The sequence below is a fragment of the Acinetobacter sp. 1130196 genome, assembly GCF_000588095.1.
Taxonomy (GTDB): domain Bacteria; phylum Pseudomonadota; class Gammaproteobacteria; order Pseudomonadales; family Moraxellaceae; genus Acinetobacter; species Acinetobacter nosocomialis.
This window is the reverse complement of the sequence record NZ_JFWX01000008.1, coordinates 1-16,946: the sequence shown is the minus strand read 5'-3', so window position 1 is coordinate 16,946 and position 16,946 is coordinate 1. Positions and strand designations below refer to the sequence as shown.

The 16,946-nt window shown below is 39.1% G+C and carries 17 protein-coding genes and 4 tRNA genes; 19 read left to right on the top strand and 2 right to left on the bottom strand.

The window, feature by feature from the left end; all coding sequences use genetic code 11:
- Window positions 1–198: 198 nt before the first annotated feature.
- Both J671_RS10175 and argH read right to left on the bottom strand, forming a co-directional pair.
- Window positions 199–468 (bottom strand): oxidative damage protection protein, encoded by a 270-nt coding sequence (locus J671_RS10175; RefSeq protein ID WP_002053140.1) that lies wholly within the window; start codon window positions 466–468, stop codon window positions 199–201.
- A gap of 9 nt (window positions 469–477) precedes the next feature.
- A complete protein-coding gene (gene argH / locus J671_RS10170) occupies window positions 478–1,911 on the bottom strand; it encodes an argininosuccinate lyase (protein WP_006581161.1) in 1,434 nt (477 codons plus the stop codon).
- Here argH and J671_RS10165 point away from each other — a divergent pair.
- From J671_RS10165 to J671_RS10075, 19 genes are all read left to right on the top strand, one after another.
- Window positions 1,902–3,041, top strand: coding sequence for a sensor histidine kinase (locus J671_RS10165; RefSeq protein WP_006581160.1), 1,140 nt, complete (start codon window positions 1,902–1,904; stop codon window positions 3,039–3,041). The two genes, argH and J671_RS10165, sit on opposite strands and share 10 nt — an antisense overlap.
- A gap of 60 nt (window positions 3,042–3,101) precedes the next feature.
- The gene (locus J671_RS10160) at window positions 3,102–3,842 is read left to right on the top strand and encodes a LytR/AlgR family response regulator transcription factor (RefSeq protein WP_004710910.1); all 741 of its coding nucleotides are present in this window, start codon (window positions 3,102–3,104) and stop codon (window positions 3,840–3,842) included.
- A gap of 99 nt (window positions 3,843–3,941) precedes the next feature.
- The gene (gene hemC, locus J671_RS10155) at window positions 3,942–4,859 is read left to right on the top strand and encodes a hydroxymethylbilane synthase (protein ID WP_031982156.1); all 918 of its coding nucleotides are present in this window, start codon (window positions 3,942–3,944) and stop codon (window positions 4,857–4,859) included.
- Window positions 4,860–4,863: 4 nt separating this feature from the next.
- Complete coding sequence (locus J671_RS10150; protein ID WP_031952237.1) at window positions 4,864–5,631, top strand: uroporphyrinogen-III synthase; 768 nt, start codon at window positions 4,864–4,866, stop codon at window positions 5,629–5,631.
- Between the two features lie 8 nt (window positions 5,632–5,639).
- Window positions 5,640–6,479 (top strand): hypothetical protein, encoded by an 840-nt coding sequence (locus J671_RS10145; protein ID WP_031982155.1) that lies wholly within the window; start codon window positions 5,640–5,642, stop codon window positions 6,477–6,479.
- A 9-nt stretch (window positions 6,480–6,488) separates the two neighbouring features.
- Window positions 6,489–7,682: a hypothetical protein gene (locus tag J671_RS10140; protein WP_031952241.1), complete on the top strand. Its 1,194-nt coding sequence runs from the start codon at window positions 6,489–6,491 to the stop codon at window positions 7,680–7,682.
- Between the two features lie 7 nt (window positions 7,683–7,689).
- Window positions 7,690–8,130, top strand: coding sequence for an acyl-CoA thioesterase (locus J671_RS10135; protein WP_004710900.1), 441 nt, complete (start codon window positions 7,690–7,692; stop codon window positions 8,128–8,130).
- A gap of 194 nt (window positions 8,131–8,324) precedes the next feature.
- A complete protein-coding gene (locus J671_RS10130; protein WP_002053185.1) occupies window positions 8,325–8,651 on the top strand; it encodes an H-NS family nucleoid-associated regulatory protein in 327 nt (108 codons plus the stop codon).
- 331 nt (window positions 8,652–8,982) lie between these two features.
- The gene (gspN, locus tag J671_RS10125) at window positions 8,983–9,726 is read left to right on the top strand and encodes a type II secretion system protein N (RefSeq protein ID WP_004710896.1); all 744 of its coding nucleotides are present in this window, start codon (window positions 8,983–8,985) and stop codon (window positions 9,724–9,726) included.
- Window positions 9,726–10,565 carry a type II secretion system protein N gene (locus tag J671_RS10120; protein ID WP_002053163.1) on the top strand — a complete coding sequence of 280 codons (840 nt, stop codon included), beginning with the start codon at window positions 9,726–9,728 and terminating at the stop codon, window positions 10,563–10,565. Before gspN ends, J671_RS10120 begins: the two co-directional genes overlap by 1 nt.
- A gap of 41 nt (window positions 10,566–10,606) precedes the next feature.
- Window positions 10,607–12,883: a type II secretion system secretin GspD gene (gene gspD / locus J671_RS10115; protein ID WP_002053167.1), complete on the top strand. Its 2,277-nt coding sequence runs from the start codon at window positions 10,607–10,609 to the stop codon at window positions 12,881–12,883.
- A gap of 40 nt (window positions 12,884–12,923) precedes the next feature.
- The gene (locus J671_RS10110; RefSeq protein ID WP_031982153.1) at window positions 12,924–13,553 is read left to right on the top strand and encodes an FHA domain-containing protein; all 630 of its coding nucleotides are present in this window, start codon (window positions 12,924–12,926) and stop codon (window positions 13,551–13,553) included.
- 65 nt (window positions 13,554–13,618) lie between these two features.
- Window positions 13,619–14,287 (top strand): phosphoglycolate phosphatase, encoded by a 669-nt coding sequence (locus tag J671_RS10105; protein WP_002053177.1) that lies wholly within the window; start codon window positions 13,619–13,621, stop codon window positions 14,285–14,287.
- Window positions 14,288–14,395: 108 nt separating this feature from the next.
- Window positions 14,396–15,889 carry an anthranilate synthase component I gene (gene trpE / locus J671_RS10100; protein ID WP_031982151.1) on the top strand — a complete coding sequence of 498 codons (1,494 nt, stop codon included), beginning with the start codon at window positions 14,396–14,398 and terminating at the stop codon, window positions 15,887–15,889.
- A gap of 98 nt (window positions 15,890–15,987) precedes the next feature.
- Window positions 15,988–16,063, top strand: a tRNA-Thr gene (locus J671_RS10095).
- Between the two features lie 56 nt (window positions 16,064–16,119).
- Window positions 16,120–16,203: transfer RNA gene (locus J671_RS10090), tRNA-Tyr, on the top strand.
- A 36-nt stretch (window positions 16,204–16,239) separates the two neighbouring features.
- Window positions 16,240–16,315: transfer RNA gene (locus J671_RS10085), tRNA-Gly, on the top strand.
- 13 nt (window positions 16,316–16,328) lie between these two features.
- Window positions 16,329–16,403: transfer RNA gene (locus tag J671_RS10080), tRNA-Thr, on the top strand.
- A 159-nt stretch (window positions 16,404–16,562) separates the two neighbouring features.
- Window positions 16,563–16,946 (top strand): GTP-binding protein (locus J671_RS10075; RefSeq protein WP_031982150.1); only part of this gene is annotated, 384 nt, incomplete at its 3' end.

Here is a 16,946-nt window from a genome sequence, read left to right as displayed (position 1 = left end):
TGCATTAAGAGAAAACACGACAGGGATCGTGTCTTACTTGCTATGAAGTGATATTAAGGTGTGAGCCAATTTATGTCATGTAGAGTCCTGTGCGCTCTATGTAAGGCTTTATATGTTTGTGTAAGTTTCACGTAAAAAAAGGCAGGTCTATGTATATAAACCCGCCTTTTTAATGATGATGAGCTTAGAAAAAACGAATTATTCTGGCTTCCAACCTTCTGCTTTTTCAACGCTTTCATCATTATTGAAGAACTTCTCACGTTGTTCTTCAAGGAATTTTTTCGCTTCTGGATCAAACACGTTTAAACGCTTTTCATTAATTAGCGTAGTTTGGTGTTGTAGCCATTCTTGCCATGCTTGCTTAGAAACATTTTCAAAAAATTCTTGGCCTTTAGCACCCGGAAACGGAGCAAAGTCTAATCCTTCCATTTCCTTTTGATATTTACGGCAAAATACTTGTCGACTCATTTTGTATCCTTAAGCGTATAACTGTTCTAGACGTTTATGGGCACGGGCAATCGCAGCTTCAACCTGTTTTGGTGAAGTTCCGCCAATATGATCACGTGCATTTACCGAAGCTTCTAGTGTCAAAGCTTTATCAAATACATCTGCTGTAATTAGGTCAGAGAATTGTTGTAATTGCTCAAGTGTGAGTTCAGATAAATCTTTTTCTTCAGCCACACCTAATGCAACAGCTTTACCCACAATTTCATGCGCATCACGGAACGCAACGCCTTTTTTCACTAAGTAGTCAGCAAGGTCTGTGGCAGTCGAGAACCCACGAAGTGCAGCTTCACGCATGATTTCAATATTTGGAACCAATGCAGGAATCATGTCTGCAAATGCCATGAGTGAACCACGAACCGTATCGATTGCATCAAATAAAGGTTCTTTATCTTCTTGGTTGTCTTTGTTGTACGCCAATGGCTGACCCTTCATGAGCGTAAGTAAGCTAATTAAATCACCAAACACACGGCCAGATTTACCACGGATGAGTTCTGGAACATCAGGGTTTTTCTTCTGTGGCATGATTGAAGAACCAGTACAGAAGCGATCAGGAATATTCACAAATTTAAACTGTGCAGAAGTCCAAAGAATAAGTTCTTCAGACATACGTGATAAGTGCATCATGATTAAAGATGCTGCTGCATTAAATTCGATGGCAAAATCACGGTCAGATACAGCATCGAGTGAGTTTTCAGATACAGCTTCGAAACCGAGTAATTCTGCTGTGTAAGCACGGTCAATCGGGTAAGTTGTACCAGCAAGCGCCGCAGAACCAAGTGGCATACGGTTTACACGTTTACGGCAGTCTTGAAGACGCTCAGTGTCACGAACCAACATTTCAAACCATGCCAATAAGTGATGGCCGAAAGTTACTGGTTGAGCTGTTTGCAAATGAGTGAAGCCAGGCATAATGGTGTTTACATTTTTGGCAGCCAAGCCCAACAAACCTTTTTGTAAACGCTCTAATAAGCCTAAAATATCATCAATTTCGTCGCGAAGATAAAGACGGATATCCGTTGCAACTTGGTCATTACGACTACGACCAGTGTGTAATTTTTTACCTGTAATGCCGATACGTTGAGTCAAACGTGATTCAATGTTCATGTGAACATCTTCAAGATCGATACGCCATTCAAAGTTTCCAGCTTCAATTTCTGCGCGAATGGTGCTTAAACCTTCAATAATGTCGTCTCGTTCTGCTTCTGTCAGTACGCCAACTTTCGCAAGCATGGTAGCATGCGCAATAGAACCAGCGATGTCTTGCTTATAAAAACGTTGGTCAAACTGAACAGAGGCAGTAAATTCTGCTACAAAAGCGTCTGTCGCTTCAGAAAAACGACCACCCCACATACCTGAGGTTTGGTTTGGGGCTGCTGAATTAGGGGGATTTGAAGATGTGGTCATGGTGGCTCAGTAAAATAAAAAAGAGTATATCACTTGCCGAAGCTCAACAAACAAAGTTGTTTTCTACAGCATATCGAAATCAAAATTCCTCCTATTTTTTTACGAAAATTGATCGTTGGCAACACTTATTAGAATTAATTATTGCAAGTAATGTTTTGGCATTGGTTCTGGCCTTGGCGGAAGCGCAGTCTTGGCACGCATTAAGTGGGTCACGCTTTTTACAATATATGATTTTTATTAACTGGGTGATTTTGTCTTTTTTTGCTTTAGTTGAATATTTTCAAAATTTTTTTAGTCAGCTTCAGCAAAAATATGCTTTGGCCATTGGTTTTGTCTTGTTGCAAGCGATTGTGGTGGCGACCACCATCATAACTAATTTTTTTCAATTCGGAATTTTGAAAAGGATGTCTGCTACAGGACAGGACTGGAGTATTTATTTTACTCATGTCCCATTATATTTAAGTTATGGAATATTACTTGGCGCATTTTGTTTGCGCTATTTATATGTTCGGGAACAATGGTTGCATCAACAATATGCAGAATTAAATGCTCGTATTCAGGCTATGCAAGCACGTATTCATCCTCATTTTTTATTTAATAGTTTAAATAATGTGGTGAGTTTAATTACGATAGACCCAGATAAAGCAGAAAGTATGCTGATTAGTCTGTCACGTTTATTTAGAGCGAGTTTTCAAGAATTAAAATTGGTAAGCTTGTATGAAGAAATTGAGCTTAGTAAACAATATTTAATAATTGAACAAATACGTTTAGGTGAGCGTTTACAAGTTGACTGGAAAATGGAAATTGAACCTTTGCAATTAAAGCAGGTCACGATTCCTTTATTGACATTACAACCTTTGTTAGAGAATAGTATTTTTCATGGGGTCGAACCAATGATAGGTAAAGCAACCATTGGGGTATTGGTTGAAATATTGCAAAATCAGGTCAGTATAGTCATTACCAACCCTTATACAGACGATACAATAAAATCACGGAAAGGGCATGGAATCGCTCTTGAAAATGTTAAGCAGCGCTTGAAGGCGTATTATGGGAACTCTGTTAGGTTCCAGGTGTATAAGGGTGAAACTTTATATACCACTATTATGAGCTATCACTACCAATCAAAATAATAAGTCAGTCAGAGTTAACCATAAAAAAATGGACCAAGTTAACGGTGACAAGGAGGATGAATGAAGGTGCTAATTTGTGATGACGAGCCACTTGCAGTGGAACGATTATCACGTTTAGTTTCAAAGATGGGACATGATGTTGTCGCAACAGCTCATCATGGCCAAGATGCCTTGGAACAGGCACGGCTTCATCAACCGGATGTGATTTTACTTGATATCCAAATGCCGGGTATGAATGGTCTCGTCTGTGCGGAGCAATTAAGTCAGCTTAATCCTCGACCTGCTATCGTATTTTGCACAGCCTATGATCAACATGCTCTAGAAGCATTTAAATCACAGGCGCAAGCTTATCTTCTTAAACCGATTGACCCTCAAGAACTTGAGCAGGTTTTTAAGCAATTAACTCAACTTACTCAAGCGCAGCTCAGTGCCTTACCTAATCCTACGCTTTTGCAGGATTTAAAAACGCAAAGACATCAAATTGCTGCTAAAACTTATCGCGGTGTTGAGCTGATTCCTGTTGAAAATATCTATTATTTTTTGGCAGATCAGAAATATGTCACGGTACGACATAAAAATGGCAGTGTCTTGATTGATGAAACGCTAAAAGAACTTGAAACTGAATTTGCAGATCAGTTTATTCGTATTCATCGAAATGCTTTGGTCTCAATTGCTTATTTAGATGGTTTAGAGCTTGTGAGTTCAGGTCAGTATCAGGTTCGATTACGTGGCTTGGATGAAAGACTTTCTGTAAGCCGCCGTCATTTATCTACCCTTAGAGAGCGAATACACCAACTTTAACGAGTCAGCATCCTATTTTGTCAGTGAGATTTTACTTGCAATTTTAAGGGATCAAGTTAAGTTTAGGGTGTATTGTTTGACCAGCCCATGCTTGAATTTATGAAAACCTTGAAAATTGCTACACGACAAAGCCCACTTGCTCTTTGGCAGGCAGAACATATTCGTGCCCGTTTACAGGAGCTTCACCCAGATTTAACGGTGGAGTTGGTTAAGTTTGTCACGCAGGGCGATAAAATTTTAGATACACCTTTAGCAAAAATTGGTGGTAAAGGGTTGTTCGTTAAAGAGTTGGAAGCAGCACTTTTAGATGGTCGTGCCGACCTTGCTGTACATTCAATGAAAGATGTTCCGATGGCATTACCGGAAGGTTTAACTTTAGCGGTCATTTGCGAACGTGAAGATCCTTTAGATGCTTTTGTTTCGAATCAATTTGAAAAATTTGCTGATTTGCCGCAAGGAGCAAAAGTTGGCACCTCAAGTTTACGTCGTAAATCACAAATTTTAAAACAACGTCCAGATCTACAAATTATTGATTTACGTGGAAATGTTGGAACTCGCCTAAGTAAGTTAGATGATGGTCAATACGATGCGATTATTTTGGCGAGTGCTGGTTTAAAACGTTTAGGATTAGAAGAACGCATTCGTCACTGTATCGAGCCAAGTGTAAGTTTGCCTGCGGTTGGGCAGGGCGCTCTTGGTTTAGAATGTCGTGCAGATGATCCAGACGTATTGGCTTTAATACAACCTCTTTTACATACAGAGACTGATGTTTGTGTGCGTGCTGAGCGTGCTTTTAATGCCTATCTTGAAGGTGGTTGTCAGGTACCGATTGCGGGCTATGCAACCTTACAAGATGGCAAAATTCATATTGAAGGTCGCGTCGGAAGTCCTGATGGGCAAACATTACTGCGTGCTGAACTCACAGATGAAGCACACAATGCTCAGCAATTAGGTGAAAACCTTGCTCGAAACTTACTTGAACAAGGTGCTGGCGATTTATTAAAGGCCCTTTACTAACGTTATGCTGTTTATTAATACTCGACCTGATTCACGTGCGGCTGAATTAACTCAAGCTTTGCAAAATAAGGGGTTTCAGGTCGAGTCTTTACCTCTTTTAGAGCTGGTTGCTGAACCTTTTTTAGAATCACTCGCTCAACTCTATCAGCAGTTATCTGGCGCACAAGCGATTGTAGTTGTGAGCCCCACTGCTGTTGATGTGGGGATGCAGTATTTAACACAAAGTGGTTTAAAGCTAGACGACTTAAAACATATTCAGTGGATTGCGGTCGGACAGGCAACGGCACATCGTCTTTATGAATATGGAGTTGAAGCACATGTTCCAGATGTTGAAACGTCTGAAGGAATGCTCAATCTTCCTATTCTTCATAATATGCGACAGACGGGTAGTGTGGCTTTTTGGAGAGGTGAAGGTGGCCGTCAATTTATGATGGAAACTTTGCAGCAGCAAGGCATTCAGATTTTGAATTTTGTCTTATATCATCGACAGTGCCCAGAAGTTTCATATTCAAAGTTCAAACATCTAACACAAAATTCAAATTATAATTTAGAAAAATGGCTTGTCTTAATTACCAGTGAGGCAAGCTGGAAATATTGGTTAGAGCTTTGTTTAAAAAATAATGTACAACCTGATTGTGTATATTTGGTTTTAGGGCCACGTCTTTTTCAACTTGTTAAAAAATATCGCGATCAACAACAGGCCTATTTTCACATTATTCAACTTGAAAATTTATCGCCTTCGGGGATGATTCATCACATTCAGGCATTATAAGGATTCGTATGAGAAAACTTGTTTCTATCATCATTTTGCTGAGCATCGCTTGGTTGGCTAAGCTCAGTTACGATATGTGGCAAATTTCTCGTACTGTTCCTGAGCTTCAGCAGAGCTTACTGCAATCGGAGCAGCAGTATGCCAATTTAAATGATCAATTGGTGGCATTAAAAAGACAAACACAGACTCAGTCGAGTAGTGACGTTCAAATAGCACCTTTAACAAATCATGAAATCATTCATACTGGTATTACGCCAACGGTAGTCATTAAGCAAAAATTAGATTTAATTCAGTTTGCGATAGATCAACAACAGTTTATTTATGCGGTAGATCATTTAACTCAGCTACAACAATCCTTGCCTCAATATGAAATTGCCCCGGCATTACAACACAGTTTAAATCAGGCGATTGAACAGGATAAACAGGCAATACAGCAATACGTAATTGCTCAAAATCAGCGTCATCAATTGATTGATGACTTACTGCAAACTATTGATAAGAATATTCAACAAGCATTAGCTCAACCTAAACTTGAAATGGATCAATCCGAGGCAGTGTCTTGGTGGAAAAAATGGTTCCGTATCGAAAAAATAGAAACGCCGTCTATTAATTTAATGAATCGAAGTGTTGTATTTAAAGAAGTGCAATTAAGACTCTTAATTGCTGAGCAGGCATTAAATCAAGGAAAGATGGCAGAGTACCAAAATGAGCTGCAATCAGTAATGCAAAAACTAAATGAACTACCAGACGCCACCAGTCAACAATTGAAAAACCGTATTGCTAAAGTGGCTCACTTATCTATCGTGCCTGTGCCTAAATTATCAACTCTTGGTCTATTAGGCTCATAAGGAGGACATATGAAACATCTCCTATGGGTTTACCTGCTCATTAGCTTAGTACTTTTTGCGGCTTTAGCTTTATTGAGTTATGGCTACGGCATGGGTTACGTCTATATCTACTGGCGTCAATTGCAACTGCAAACAAATGTGTGGGGCTTAGTCCTTACCTTTGTTGTGATGAGTTTTATTGCTCAGTTAATATGGCTTTGGATTAAACGTTATTCCTCGCGTGAACAGAGGAAAAGAGAAAATATTTTTCAATTTAAAAATCTTCATCCTTATGAGCAATTAGGTATTGTCTGGCTATTAGAGGCGGCCGAAGACCAACGGGTATTTATCGAACGCGTTTTTACTCAGTCGGGCCTTTTAAAAAATATTATTGATGCCAAGTTTTTAGTTTTAAGTGGAGATTATCAAAAAGCATTAGATGCTTTAGATCAATCCCCACCAATGGCTTTTGAATTAGCCGAGTTGCAGCGTATTGAAATATTTCTAGCTCAAAATGAAGCTGAACGTGCATTAACTCATCTTGAGTTTCTATATCAACATCAATTATCACCTTGGCTTGAAGAGATCGAGACTGCATATCAACAACGATTAACTGCGTTATGGGGGGAGCTTGCTTTACAGCAACCATGGGTATATTTGCGTTCAATGAAGTATGGATTATTGGATGCTGAGCATCGTGATTTATGGTTGCAACAGCTTCTTCAACAATTCGATCAAGCTTCGGTAGACGATTTACATGCACTGCAACAGCGCTATTTAGATTTAGAGTCTGAAATTCAAACCAGACCTTATAGTAGTAAATTGCTATGGCTAAAACTTTTGGCACGTATGCCAGAAATGAGTATTCAGCATGAAGCATTAACCTTGCATTTACTCAAAGAGCAATTTGATCCAGACGTATTTTACTTATGGTTTCAGCAACAATTGCTTAAGCAGGTTCCTGACTATGCAGATGTTGAGGAAAAGATTAATCAATTCGAATCTCAATATATGAATTTGCCGGTTTTAACATTTGCAAAATGGCATGTTTACAAGGCAACGGAGCGTCAAGCTGAAGCAGAAATATTATTAAGTTTATACCCAGATAATATTTTAATGAGCTATTTACGTATTAAATCAACCTTAAAAGAAGATGATGAGTTAATCAAACAGTTAAACCTAATCTTTGAAAATGATGCGAATTTTTTAAAATTTAAAATATGAGGTAAAAATGAAAGAACTGTCTGTCTACCCTGTAATATACGACCAGAAAGTAGCATGGGGAGATATGGATGCTTTTGGTCATGTCAATAATGTACAATATTATAGATATATTGAAAGCTCACGTATTTTATATATGGAAAATGTAAATATATTGACCCCAAATATATATACTGTTGTTGCTTCAAGTCAGTGCAAATATTTAAAACCTGTGTTTTATCCAGATGTATTGAAAGTAGGGGTTCGTGTAGAAGAGATGCGCAATAGCGCATTCCGTATGGCTTATATATTATGGAGTGAAACGCAGCAGCAAATCGTTGCTACAGCTGAAGCAGTAATGGTTTGTGTAGATAAATCTACAGGTTTAAAATGTGAAATACCAAATGAAGTAAAAAGTAAAATTATTGAATTAGAAAAATCAGTAGGACATGACTTAATACATTTAGCTTAAATAAATATTAAGAAAATATATTTCAATTATAATTATTAATGTAATTAAAAAGTAAATTTATAGCATTATTCTGACGAACTCGTCTTTCAAACTATTGCTTATTGAATAGATTATAAATACTATTGGTTATGATTTAATGTTTTTAAATTTTGTCTGTATTATTTGAATTGTCTGTAAGACTGGAGTATTTATTAATGAAACCGGATATTAGTGAATTATCTGTTGAAGAGTTAAAACGCTTACAAGAAGAAGCAGAAGCTTTAATTGCAAGCAAAAAAGATCAAGCAATTGAAGATGCATATAATCAAATTATCGAGATTGCTGAAAATGTAGGTTTTAGTGTTGAACAACTTCTTGAGTTTGGTGCTCAAAAACGTAAGAAAACAACACGTAAATCTGTAGAGCCACGCTACCGTAACAAAAACAACTCTGAAGAGACTTGGACTGGTCGCGGTAAACAACCACGCTGGTTAGTTGCTGAAATCGAAAAGGGTGCAAAACTTGAAGATTTCTTAATCTAATTGTATTGCTTCTTAAAAAGCCAAGCGATTTAGCTTGGCTTTTTTATTTTAAAAAGAATTAAAACTTTTATTTAAAAAATAAAGTATTCAATAAAGTGTTTAAATTCCTGAATAAATACATTGTTGAGACTAAATTTGCATTTAGTGAGATCAATCGTCAATTTTCATGATTTTGTCATACGTACAACTTATAGTCTTTAAGAAGACGCCAAGCCTGATTGCTTGGTTTTTTTATATGAAGTGAATTGGCGATGTTGAAAAAGTATGCATAATGTCAGACTAGAGAGGAACTCTCATATAAGGACGATAATTTGCATGTTGGTAAGGCTGAATGAAGAAAAAGTCTAAGCAATGGAAGTGGTGGTTTTTTGCCCTCATTGCATTTTTAATTTTTATTATTTTACAGATTCCGGCGACTTGGCTTATCTCTAAATTTTCAAAAAATAATCAAACTGTCCATAATGTAAGTGGCAACATCTGGCAGGGGCAAGCAGACTGGCATCGTGGTGCTTTACGGGGAACCATTCACTGGAAAACGAGACCTCTAGATTTACTTTTATTACGCTTTGCTGCAGATGTTGATATTCATAGCGGTAATACACAATTAGCGGGAATCATGGCATATGGTTTTGGCAAAAAAGTAATTGTACGAAATATGAATGGTCAAGTTGCTCCAGAAACACTGAAGCAGATTGTGAACTGGCAATGGCCTGTAAATAGTATTCAACTTAAAGATATCCAATTTAATTATAAAAAAGAGCAAGGCTTTGCAGCGGTTGATGGACAGTTGCATTGGGGTGGTGGAGCGCTAGTTTATAATATTGGTGATCGTCAAGATCGTATGAACATGCCTTCTTTAAGTGGGCAGTTGGCTGACCACAATGGACAGCTACAAGTTGACATCCGTGATCAGCGAAATCAAAAAATGGCGAATCTTTTACTTGATGCCAATATGATGCTTGATGTTCAACTCACGCAGCGTTTATTGCTTAACGTTCCATCTTATGACGGAAAAGCTGGTTTAGACACTTTTGTCATTAGTTCTCGCCAACCATTACTACAAGGTGGTAACTAATGAAAGCATGGCTTGATAAATTACAGCAATTACAATGGCAAAAGCTAGATCGACTTAGTGTAGTCGTCTTAGCCATTTTAATTTTATGGTTGTGTTGGAAATTGGCTTCATTTTTTTGGTTGGTGATTGCTCCTCCACAAATGATGCAGTTTGATCGGGTAGAGCTCGGTTCTCAGCAGGCACAAATACCAAACATTAGTACTTTTTCACTTTTTAATGAACCTTCTGCCAATGCGGCTCAGGAAAGTGTGAATCTAGAATTACAAGGCGTAATGGTGGGTTATCCAAACCGCTTCTCTTCGGCTGTTATTAAAGTTGATAATATTGCTGAGCGTTATCGGGTTGGTGAAACCATTGGTTCTACTTCTTATCAACTGGCAGAAGTTTATTGGGATCATGTGGTGTTACGTCAAGGAAATGGCAGTACCCGCGAACTTGAGTTTAAAGGTTTGCCAAATGGTTTATATCAACCGATGACGCCAGATGCTTCACAACAACAACCTACTACACCTTCTCAACCTGCGGCACCTGTAAATACGACTCAACAAGCCCTAGGGCAAGCGATTCAGCAGATGCAAGGTAACCGAGAGCAGTACCTCAAAGATATGGGGGTCAGTGGCAACTCAAGTGAAGGTTATGAAGTTACAGAACGTACACCGACTGCGCTTAGAAATAAGTTAGGTTTAAGACCTGGCGATCGAATTGTCTCTTTAAATGGTCAAACGGTTGGGCAGGGGCAAACGGATGTGCAATTACTTGAACAAGCTCGTCGAGCAGGGCAAGTAAAAATAGAAATAAAACGTGGTGATCAAGTGATGACCATACAACAAAATTTTTAGTGATAACACGTCACCATAAGAGTTAGGAAATATCGCGAGTTATGGCTTTATTGAATCATCAACGTCCACTTTGGGCATTACTTGCAGCAGCCCCATTGATTGCGACAGTGAGTAGCAGTGCCTATGCCCAAACATGGAAGATCAATTTACGTGATGCTGACTTAACTGCCTTTATTAATGAAGTTGCAGACATTACAGGAAAGAACTTCGCTGTAGATCCAAGAGTACGTGGTAATGTCACGGTTATTTCTAATAAGCCATTAAATAAAGATGAAGTTTATGACCTATTTCTTGGGGTTTTAAATGTAAATGGGGTTGTTGCAATTCCTTCTGGTAATACGATTAAGCTTGTGCCGGATAGCAACGTTAAAAACTCAGGAATTCCTTATGATGCTAGAAATAGAGTTCGTGGAGATCAAATCGTTACACGAGTGATTTGGCTTGAAAATACTAATCCAAATGACTTAATTCCAGCACTTCGCCCTTTAATGCCTCAGTTTGCGCATATGGCTGCGATTGCAGGGACCAATGCACTGATTGTTTCGGACCGTGCCGCAAATATCTATCAGCTTGAAAATATTATTCGTAACTTAGACGGGACTGGGCAAAACGATATTGAAGCGATCAATCTTCAGTCGAGCCAAGCAGAAGAAATCATCACACAACTTGAAGCAATGAGTGCAACAGGTGCATCTAAAGATTTTAGCGGTGCTCGTATTCGTATTATTGCAGACAATCGAACAAACCGTATTTTAGTAAAAGGTGATCCAGAAACACGTAAGCGCATTCGCCACATGATTGAAATGCTGGATGTGCCTTCTGCTGATCGTTTGGGTGGCTTAAAAGTTTTTAGACTAAAATATGCAAGTGCTAAAAATTTATCAGAAATTTTACAAGGACTAGTCACTGGTCAAGCAGTATCTTCTTCTGGCAACAATAAGAACTCATCTAATTCATCAAATTCGATTAATGGTTTGATTGGGAATAACCAAAACTCTAGTTCAAACACGTCGGGTTCAAATGGTAGTTCAATATCTACCCCATCAATCAATCTAAATGGTAATTCAAACAATAGTAATCAGAACAATATCACCAGCTTTAACCAAAATGGTGTAAGTATCATTGCAGATAATGCTCAGAACTCATTGGTGGTTAAAGCTGATCCCCAATTAATGCGTGAAATTGAATCTGCAATTCAACAACTAGACGTCCGTCGTCAACAAGTACTCATCGAGGCCGCAATTATTGAAGTCTCTGGAGATGATGCAGATCAACTTGGAATTCAATGGGCGCTCGGCGATTTATCTAGTGGAATTGGTTTACTTAGCTTTAGTAATGTAGGGGCGAGTTTATCTTCTATTGCTGCTGGTTATTTATCGGGTGGTACGGCTGGGGCTGCATCTGCTATCGCTAATGGAGCTAATAAAGGTAATGGTGCAACTTTAGGATTGGGTAATTTTGATAACTCTCGTAAGGCGTATGGTGCATTAATTCAAGCTCTCAAAACCAATACAAAATCAAACTTACTTTCAACGCCATCCATTGTAACGATGGATAATGAAGAAGCTTATATTGTTGTAGGTCAAAACGTTCCATTTGTCACAGGATCAGTCACTACCAATAGTACGGGTATTAATCCATACACTACTGTGGAACGCAAAGACGTCGGCGTAACATTAAAAGTTATTCCACATATTGGTGAAGGCGGTACAGTGCGTCTGGAAGTAGAGCAAGAGGTCTCTGCTGTTCAGGATAGTCGTGGGCAAGCTGCTGACTTGGTGACAAGTAAACGTGCTATTAAAACAGCTGTTTTGGCCGAACATGGGCAGACTGTAGTGCTGGGTGGTTTGGTATCAGATGACACATCACTTTCAAGACAAGGTATACCAGGATTGAGTAGTATCCCTTATGTTGGGCGATTATTCCGATCGGATAATAGAAGTAATGTAAAACGTAATCTACTTGTCTTTATTCATCCAACAATTGTAGGCGATGCGAATGATGTTCGCCGTTTATCTCAGCAGCGCTATAATCAGCTTTATAGCTTGCAATTGGCTATGGATAAAAATGGTAATTTTGCAAAATTACCTGAGCAGGTTGATGATGTTTACAATCAAAAAATGACACCTCCAAGTATTGGAACTCAATCCAAAAATTATCAACAGGTTCCATCAGGTGGAAAAAGCACGACCATAACCACACCTGTGGCGGTAGAGCCTGCTGTTCAGAAACAGACCTTGCAGTTACCTGATCCAGAAGTGAATCGAACTAAAAATACAGTAACAACAACGACACTGCGTCCAAGCACGGCACCGTAGTAGCATGTTATGATTGATAAAAAATGAATAGGACATAGGCATGACTTGGAAACTGCAAGCAATTACTGGTGAATTTACTGGTCAAGAAATTAGTATTGATCGTGATATGTTGGTGGGACGTCATCAAGATGCTGATTTGCTATTACAGGCCGCTGAAATTTCGCGTCGCCATGCGGCATTGCTTTTAAAGGACCAATTGTTATGGGTGCAAGACCTTAATTCATCAAATGGTACATTTGTAAACGATATTCGTATTGAGCAAGAAAAGCAGCTGCATGATGGTGATATTGTTCAATTTGCAAGTTTTAAATTTTCAGTACTAGCGCCTGCTCAAGAAAATAATGATTTACCTGAAATTGAAGCAGAGCCAGTACAAGCTGCACCGGCACAAGATTTAAGTGATCAAGGCATGCCAAGCCTTGCAGAGCGTGCTGCAGAGGTGGAAGTTCGCCACGATGGTATGCCGCAGAATATTTCTATTCCAAAACCTGCACCGATTCCTGAAGGAGTGAATATTCATGCTCAGCCTGAGCAAACTCCGGTTGCTATTGAAGAACCTGTTTCTCGTGTAGCTGAAGAAAAAGAGCAGCAAAAGAATGCATCTATTGGTTTAATTACTATTATTATTTTAGTGATTTTGGCTGTATTGGCATGGTTATTCTTTAAATAATTCGTTGGTGCTTTTACAATCAAGGCATGCTAAACGCATGCCTTTTTAATTTTGAGTAGAAGAAAATGTCTGTTGCACAACTAAGTAAGCGCGATTTAATTTTATTTGACCTAGATGGAACCTTGGTTGATTCTGCTGCCGATTTATATCGGTCTATGAACTTAAGTCTGCAATCACTTAGTTGGCCATTGGTAACAGAAGCACAAATACGGGAATGGGTAGGTAAAGGAGCTTCAAAACTTTGTGAAAGTGTTCTGCTTCATATATTTGGAAAATTGGATGCTGAACAACATCAGGTTTTATTGCAAAAGTTTGTAGACATATATGGTGCAGAGCTGTGTGTAAATACTCAAATTTACCCTGGCGTACCTGAATTTTTAAAACATTGCCAAACTTTGAATATAAAAATGGCATGTGTTACCAATAAGCCTGTCAAGCTTGCTCAAGGGTTACTAGATGCATTAGAACTTTCTCCTTATTTCCAAGTTGTACTTGGAGGAGATAGCTTACCTGAAAGAAAACCACACCCACTGCCATTATTACATTGCATGGAAAGCCTAAAAACATCTGCTTCACAGTCCTTAATGATTGGTGACTCAAGTAATGATATTGAAGCTGCTCGCCGTGCCGGAATTGATTGTATTGTGGTTAGCTATGGCTATAATCATGGAGAAAATATCTATGATTGCCAACCTCAGCAAGTTGTTGATAGTCTTGCTGAGTTAATTGTCTAATGAAGAAAATGGAGATAAGAATGAATAAGCGTATGGTTTTTCGATGGCGTGTCTAACTCGAATCTAGAAAAACACACTTTTAAATCGAAACCATATTAGAGAAGATTCATGACAACATTAGCGCAATTTGAGCAACTTAAAACTGCTGGTTACAATACTATTCCAGTCTATCGTCAACGATTGGCAGATACTGAAACTCCATTATCGGTTTTTGCCCGCTTTAAAGATCAAACACAAGCTTACTTGTTTGAATCAGTTGAAGGTGGAGAGAACTGGGCTCGCTATTCTATGATTGGATTGGGTGAATCAACAGTTTTTTCCTGCAATGCTGGTGTTTTATCTATACAGCATGCTGATGGATCAATCACACAACAAGATTGTCTAGATCCATTTCAATACATTCGTGAATTCCAAAAACAATTTAAAGTACCCCCAGCCGATCTATTACCAGATTTACCAAGCTTTACAGGCGGATTAGTAGGTTATTTGGGCTATGACGCAGTCCGTTATATCGAGCCACGTTTAAAGAATGTTCCTACAGCCGATCCAATTACGCTTCCAGATTTATGGTTGATGCTTTCAAAGACGGTTATTGTTTTTGACAATCTTAAAGATACGTTATTTTTAATTGTTCATGCGGATGCAGAGCAGAGTAACGCCTATAATGATGCTCAACAAAAATTAGATCAATTAGAACAACTGTTGGCAACACCAGTTAGTTTGCAAGCGAAGCCGCATACACCTCCACTTTTTGAATCGATCACTGGTAAAGCAAAATTTTTAGAGACAGTAGAAAAAGTTAAAGAATACATTCGTGCTGGCGATGTGATGCAGGTTGTTCCAGGGCAACGCATGGTTTCCGAATTTGATGGAGAAGCTTTACAGGTTTACCGTGCATTACGTCATCTAAATCCTTCACCTTATCTATTTTTAGTTCAAGGCCAAACGATTACTGATAAAAAACCATTTCATATAGTAGGTTCTTCCCCAGAAATTTTATCTCGTTTAGAAAATGGTATTGCTACGGTTCGGCCGTTAGCGGGAACCAGACCACGCGGTAAAACTAAAGAAGAAGATATTGCACTAGAAAAAGATTTGCTTTCTGACGAAAAAGAGATTGCTGAACATTTGATGCTGATTGACCTTGGTCGAAATGATGTAGGGCGTGTATCAAAAATTGGTAAGGTCCAAGTAACGGATCAAATGGTAATTGAGCGCTATTCACATGTCATGCATATTGTTTCAAATGTGCAAGGTGAAGTGCGTGATGATATCGATGCACTTGATGTATTTAAGGCAACCTTCCCGGCAGGAACCTTATCCGGTGCCCCAAAAATACGCGCAATGGAAATTATTGATGAAGTAGAGCCCGTAAAACGAGGTGTCTTTGGTGGAGCAGTGGGATATTTAGGTTGGCATGGTGAAATGGATATGTCGATTGCAATCCGTACTTGTGTTATCCGTGATAAAAAAGTGTATGTGCAAGCTGGAGCAGGGCTTGTTGCTGACTCAAATCCAGAATCTGAGTGGAATGAAACCCAAATAAAAGCTCGCGCAGTGATCAAAGCGGTTGAATTATCATCAAACGGATTGATTTTATGAGTTTTTAGCGGTTTTTTTTAAAAAACCGCTTGCATCGTTTGGGAGTTTTGCTAAACTGCACACCGTTCCGATACGAAACGTACGAAACACTAAGAAACGCCGGCATAGCTCAGTTGGTAGAGCAACTGACTTGTAATCAGTAGGTCCACAGTTCGAATCCGTGTGCCGGCACCATTTTAAAGTGTTAAGTTGAATGAGTAAAGAACAGCACTGTAGATAAGTGCGATATTGGTGAGATTCCCGAGCGGCCAAAGGGGGCAGACTGTAACTCTGTTGCGAAAGCTTCGAAGGTTCGAATCCTTCTCTCACCACCATCCTAAACTTCGAATGAAGTGGTTATTACCAACGTTGCGGGAGTAGCTCAGTTGGTAGAGCGGCAGCCTTCCAAGCTGCATGTCGCGAGTTCGATCCTCGTCTCCCGCTCCATCGAAGGATAGTCGCTCTTATAGCTCAGTGGTAGAGCACTCCCTTGGTAAGGGAGAGGTCTCGAGTTCAAATCTCGATAAGAGCTCCAGATATTAAAGTTTGAGTGGATTTCCACAAAGTTTTCAGAAAGCAGGCTATATAGTCTGCTTTTCAAGTATTGGGTGTCTGTTTTTTAGGCGATATGTCGATAAGCTGAGTTAGTTCAGCGCCATTTGTAGTTGGTTCGACGTAAACGAGGAAGATCATCATGGCTAAAGCCAAGTTTGAACGTAATAAACCACACGTAAACGTGGGTACAATCGGTCACGTTGACCATGGTAAAACAACTTTAACTGCTGCGATTGCAACTATTTGTGCAAAAACTTACGGCGGTGAAGCGAAAGATTACTCGCAAATCGACTCAGCACCTGAAGAAAAAGCACGTGGTATTACAATTAATACTTCACACGTAGAATACGATTCTCCAATTCGTCACTACGCACACGTTGACTGCCCGGGCCACGCCGATTACGTTAAAAACATGATCACTGGTGCTGCTCAGATGGACGGCGCGATCCTTGTGTGTGCTGCGACTGACGGTCCAATGCCACAAACTCGTGAACACATCCTTCTTTCTCGTCAGGTTGGTGTA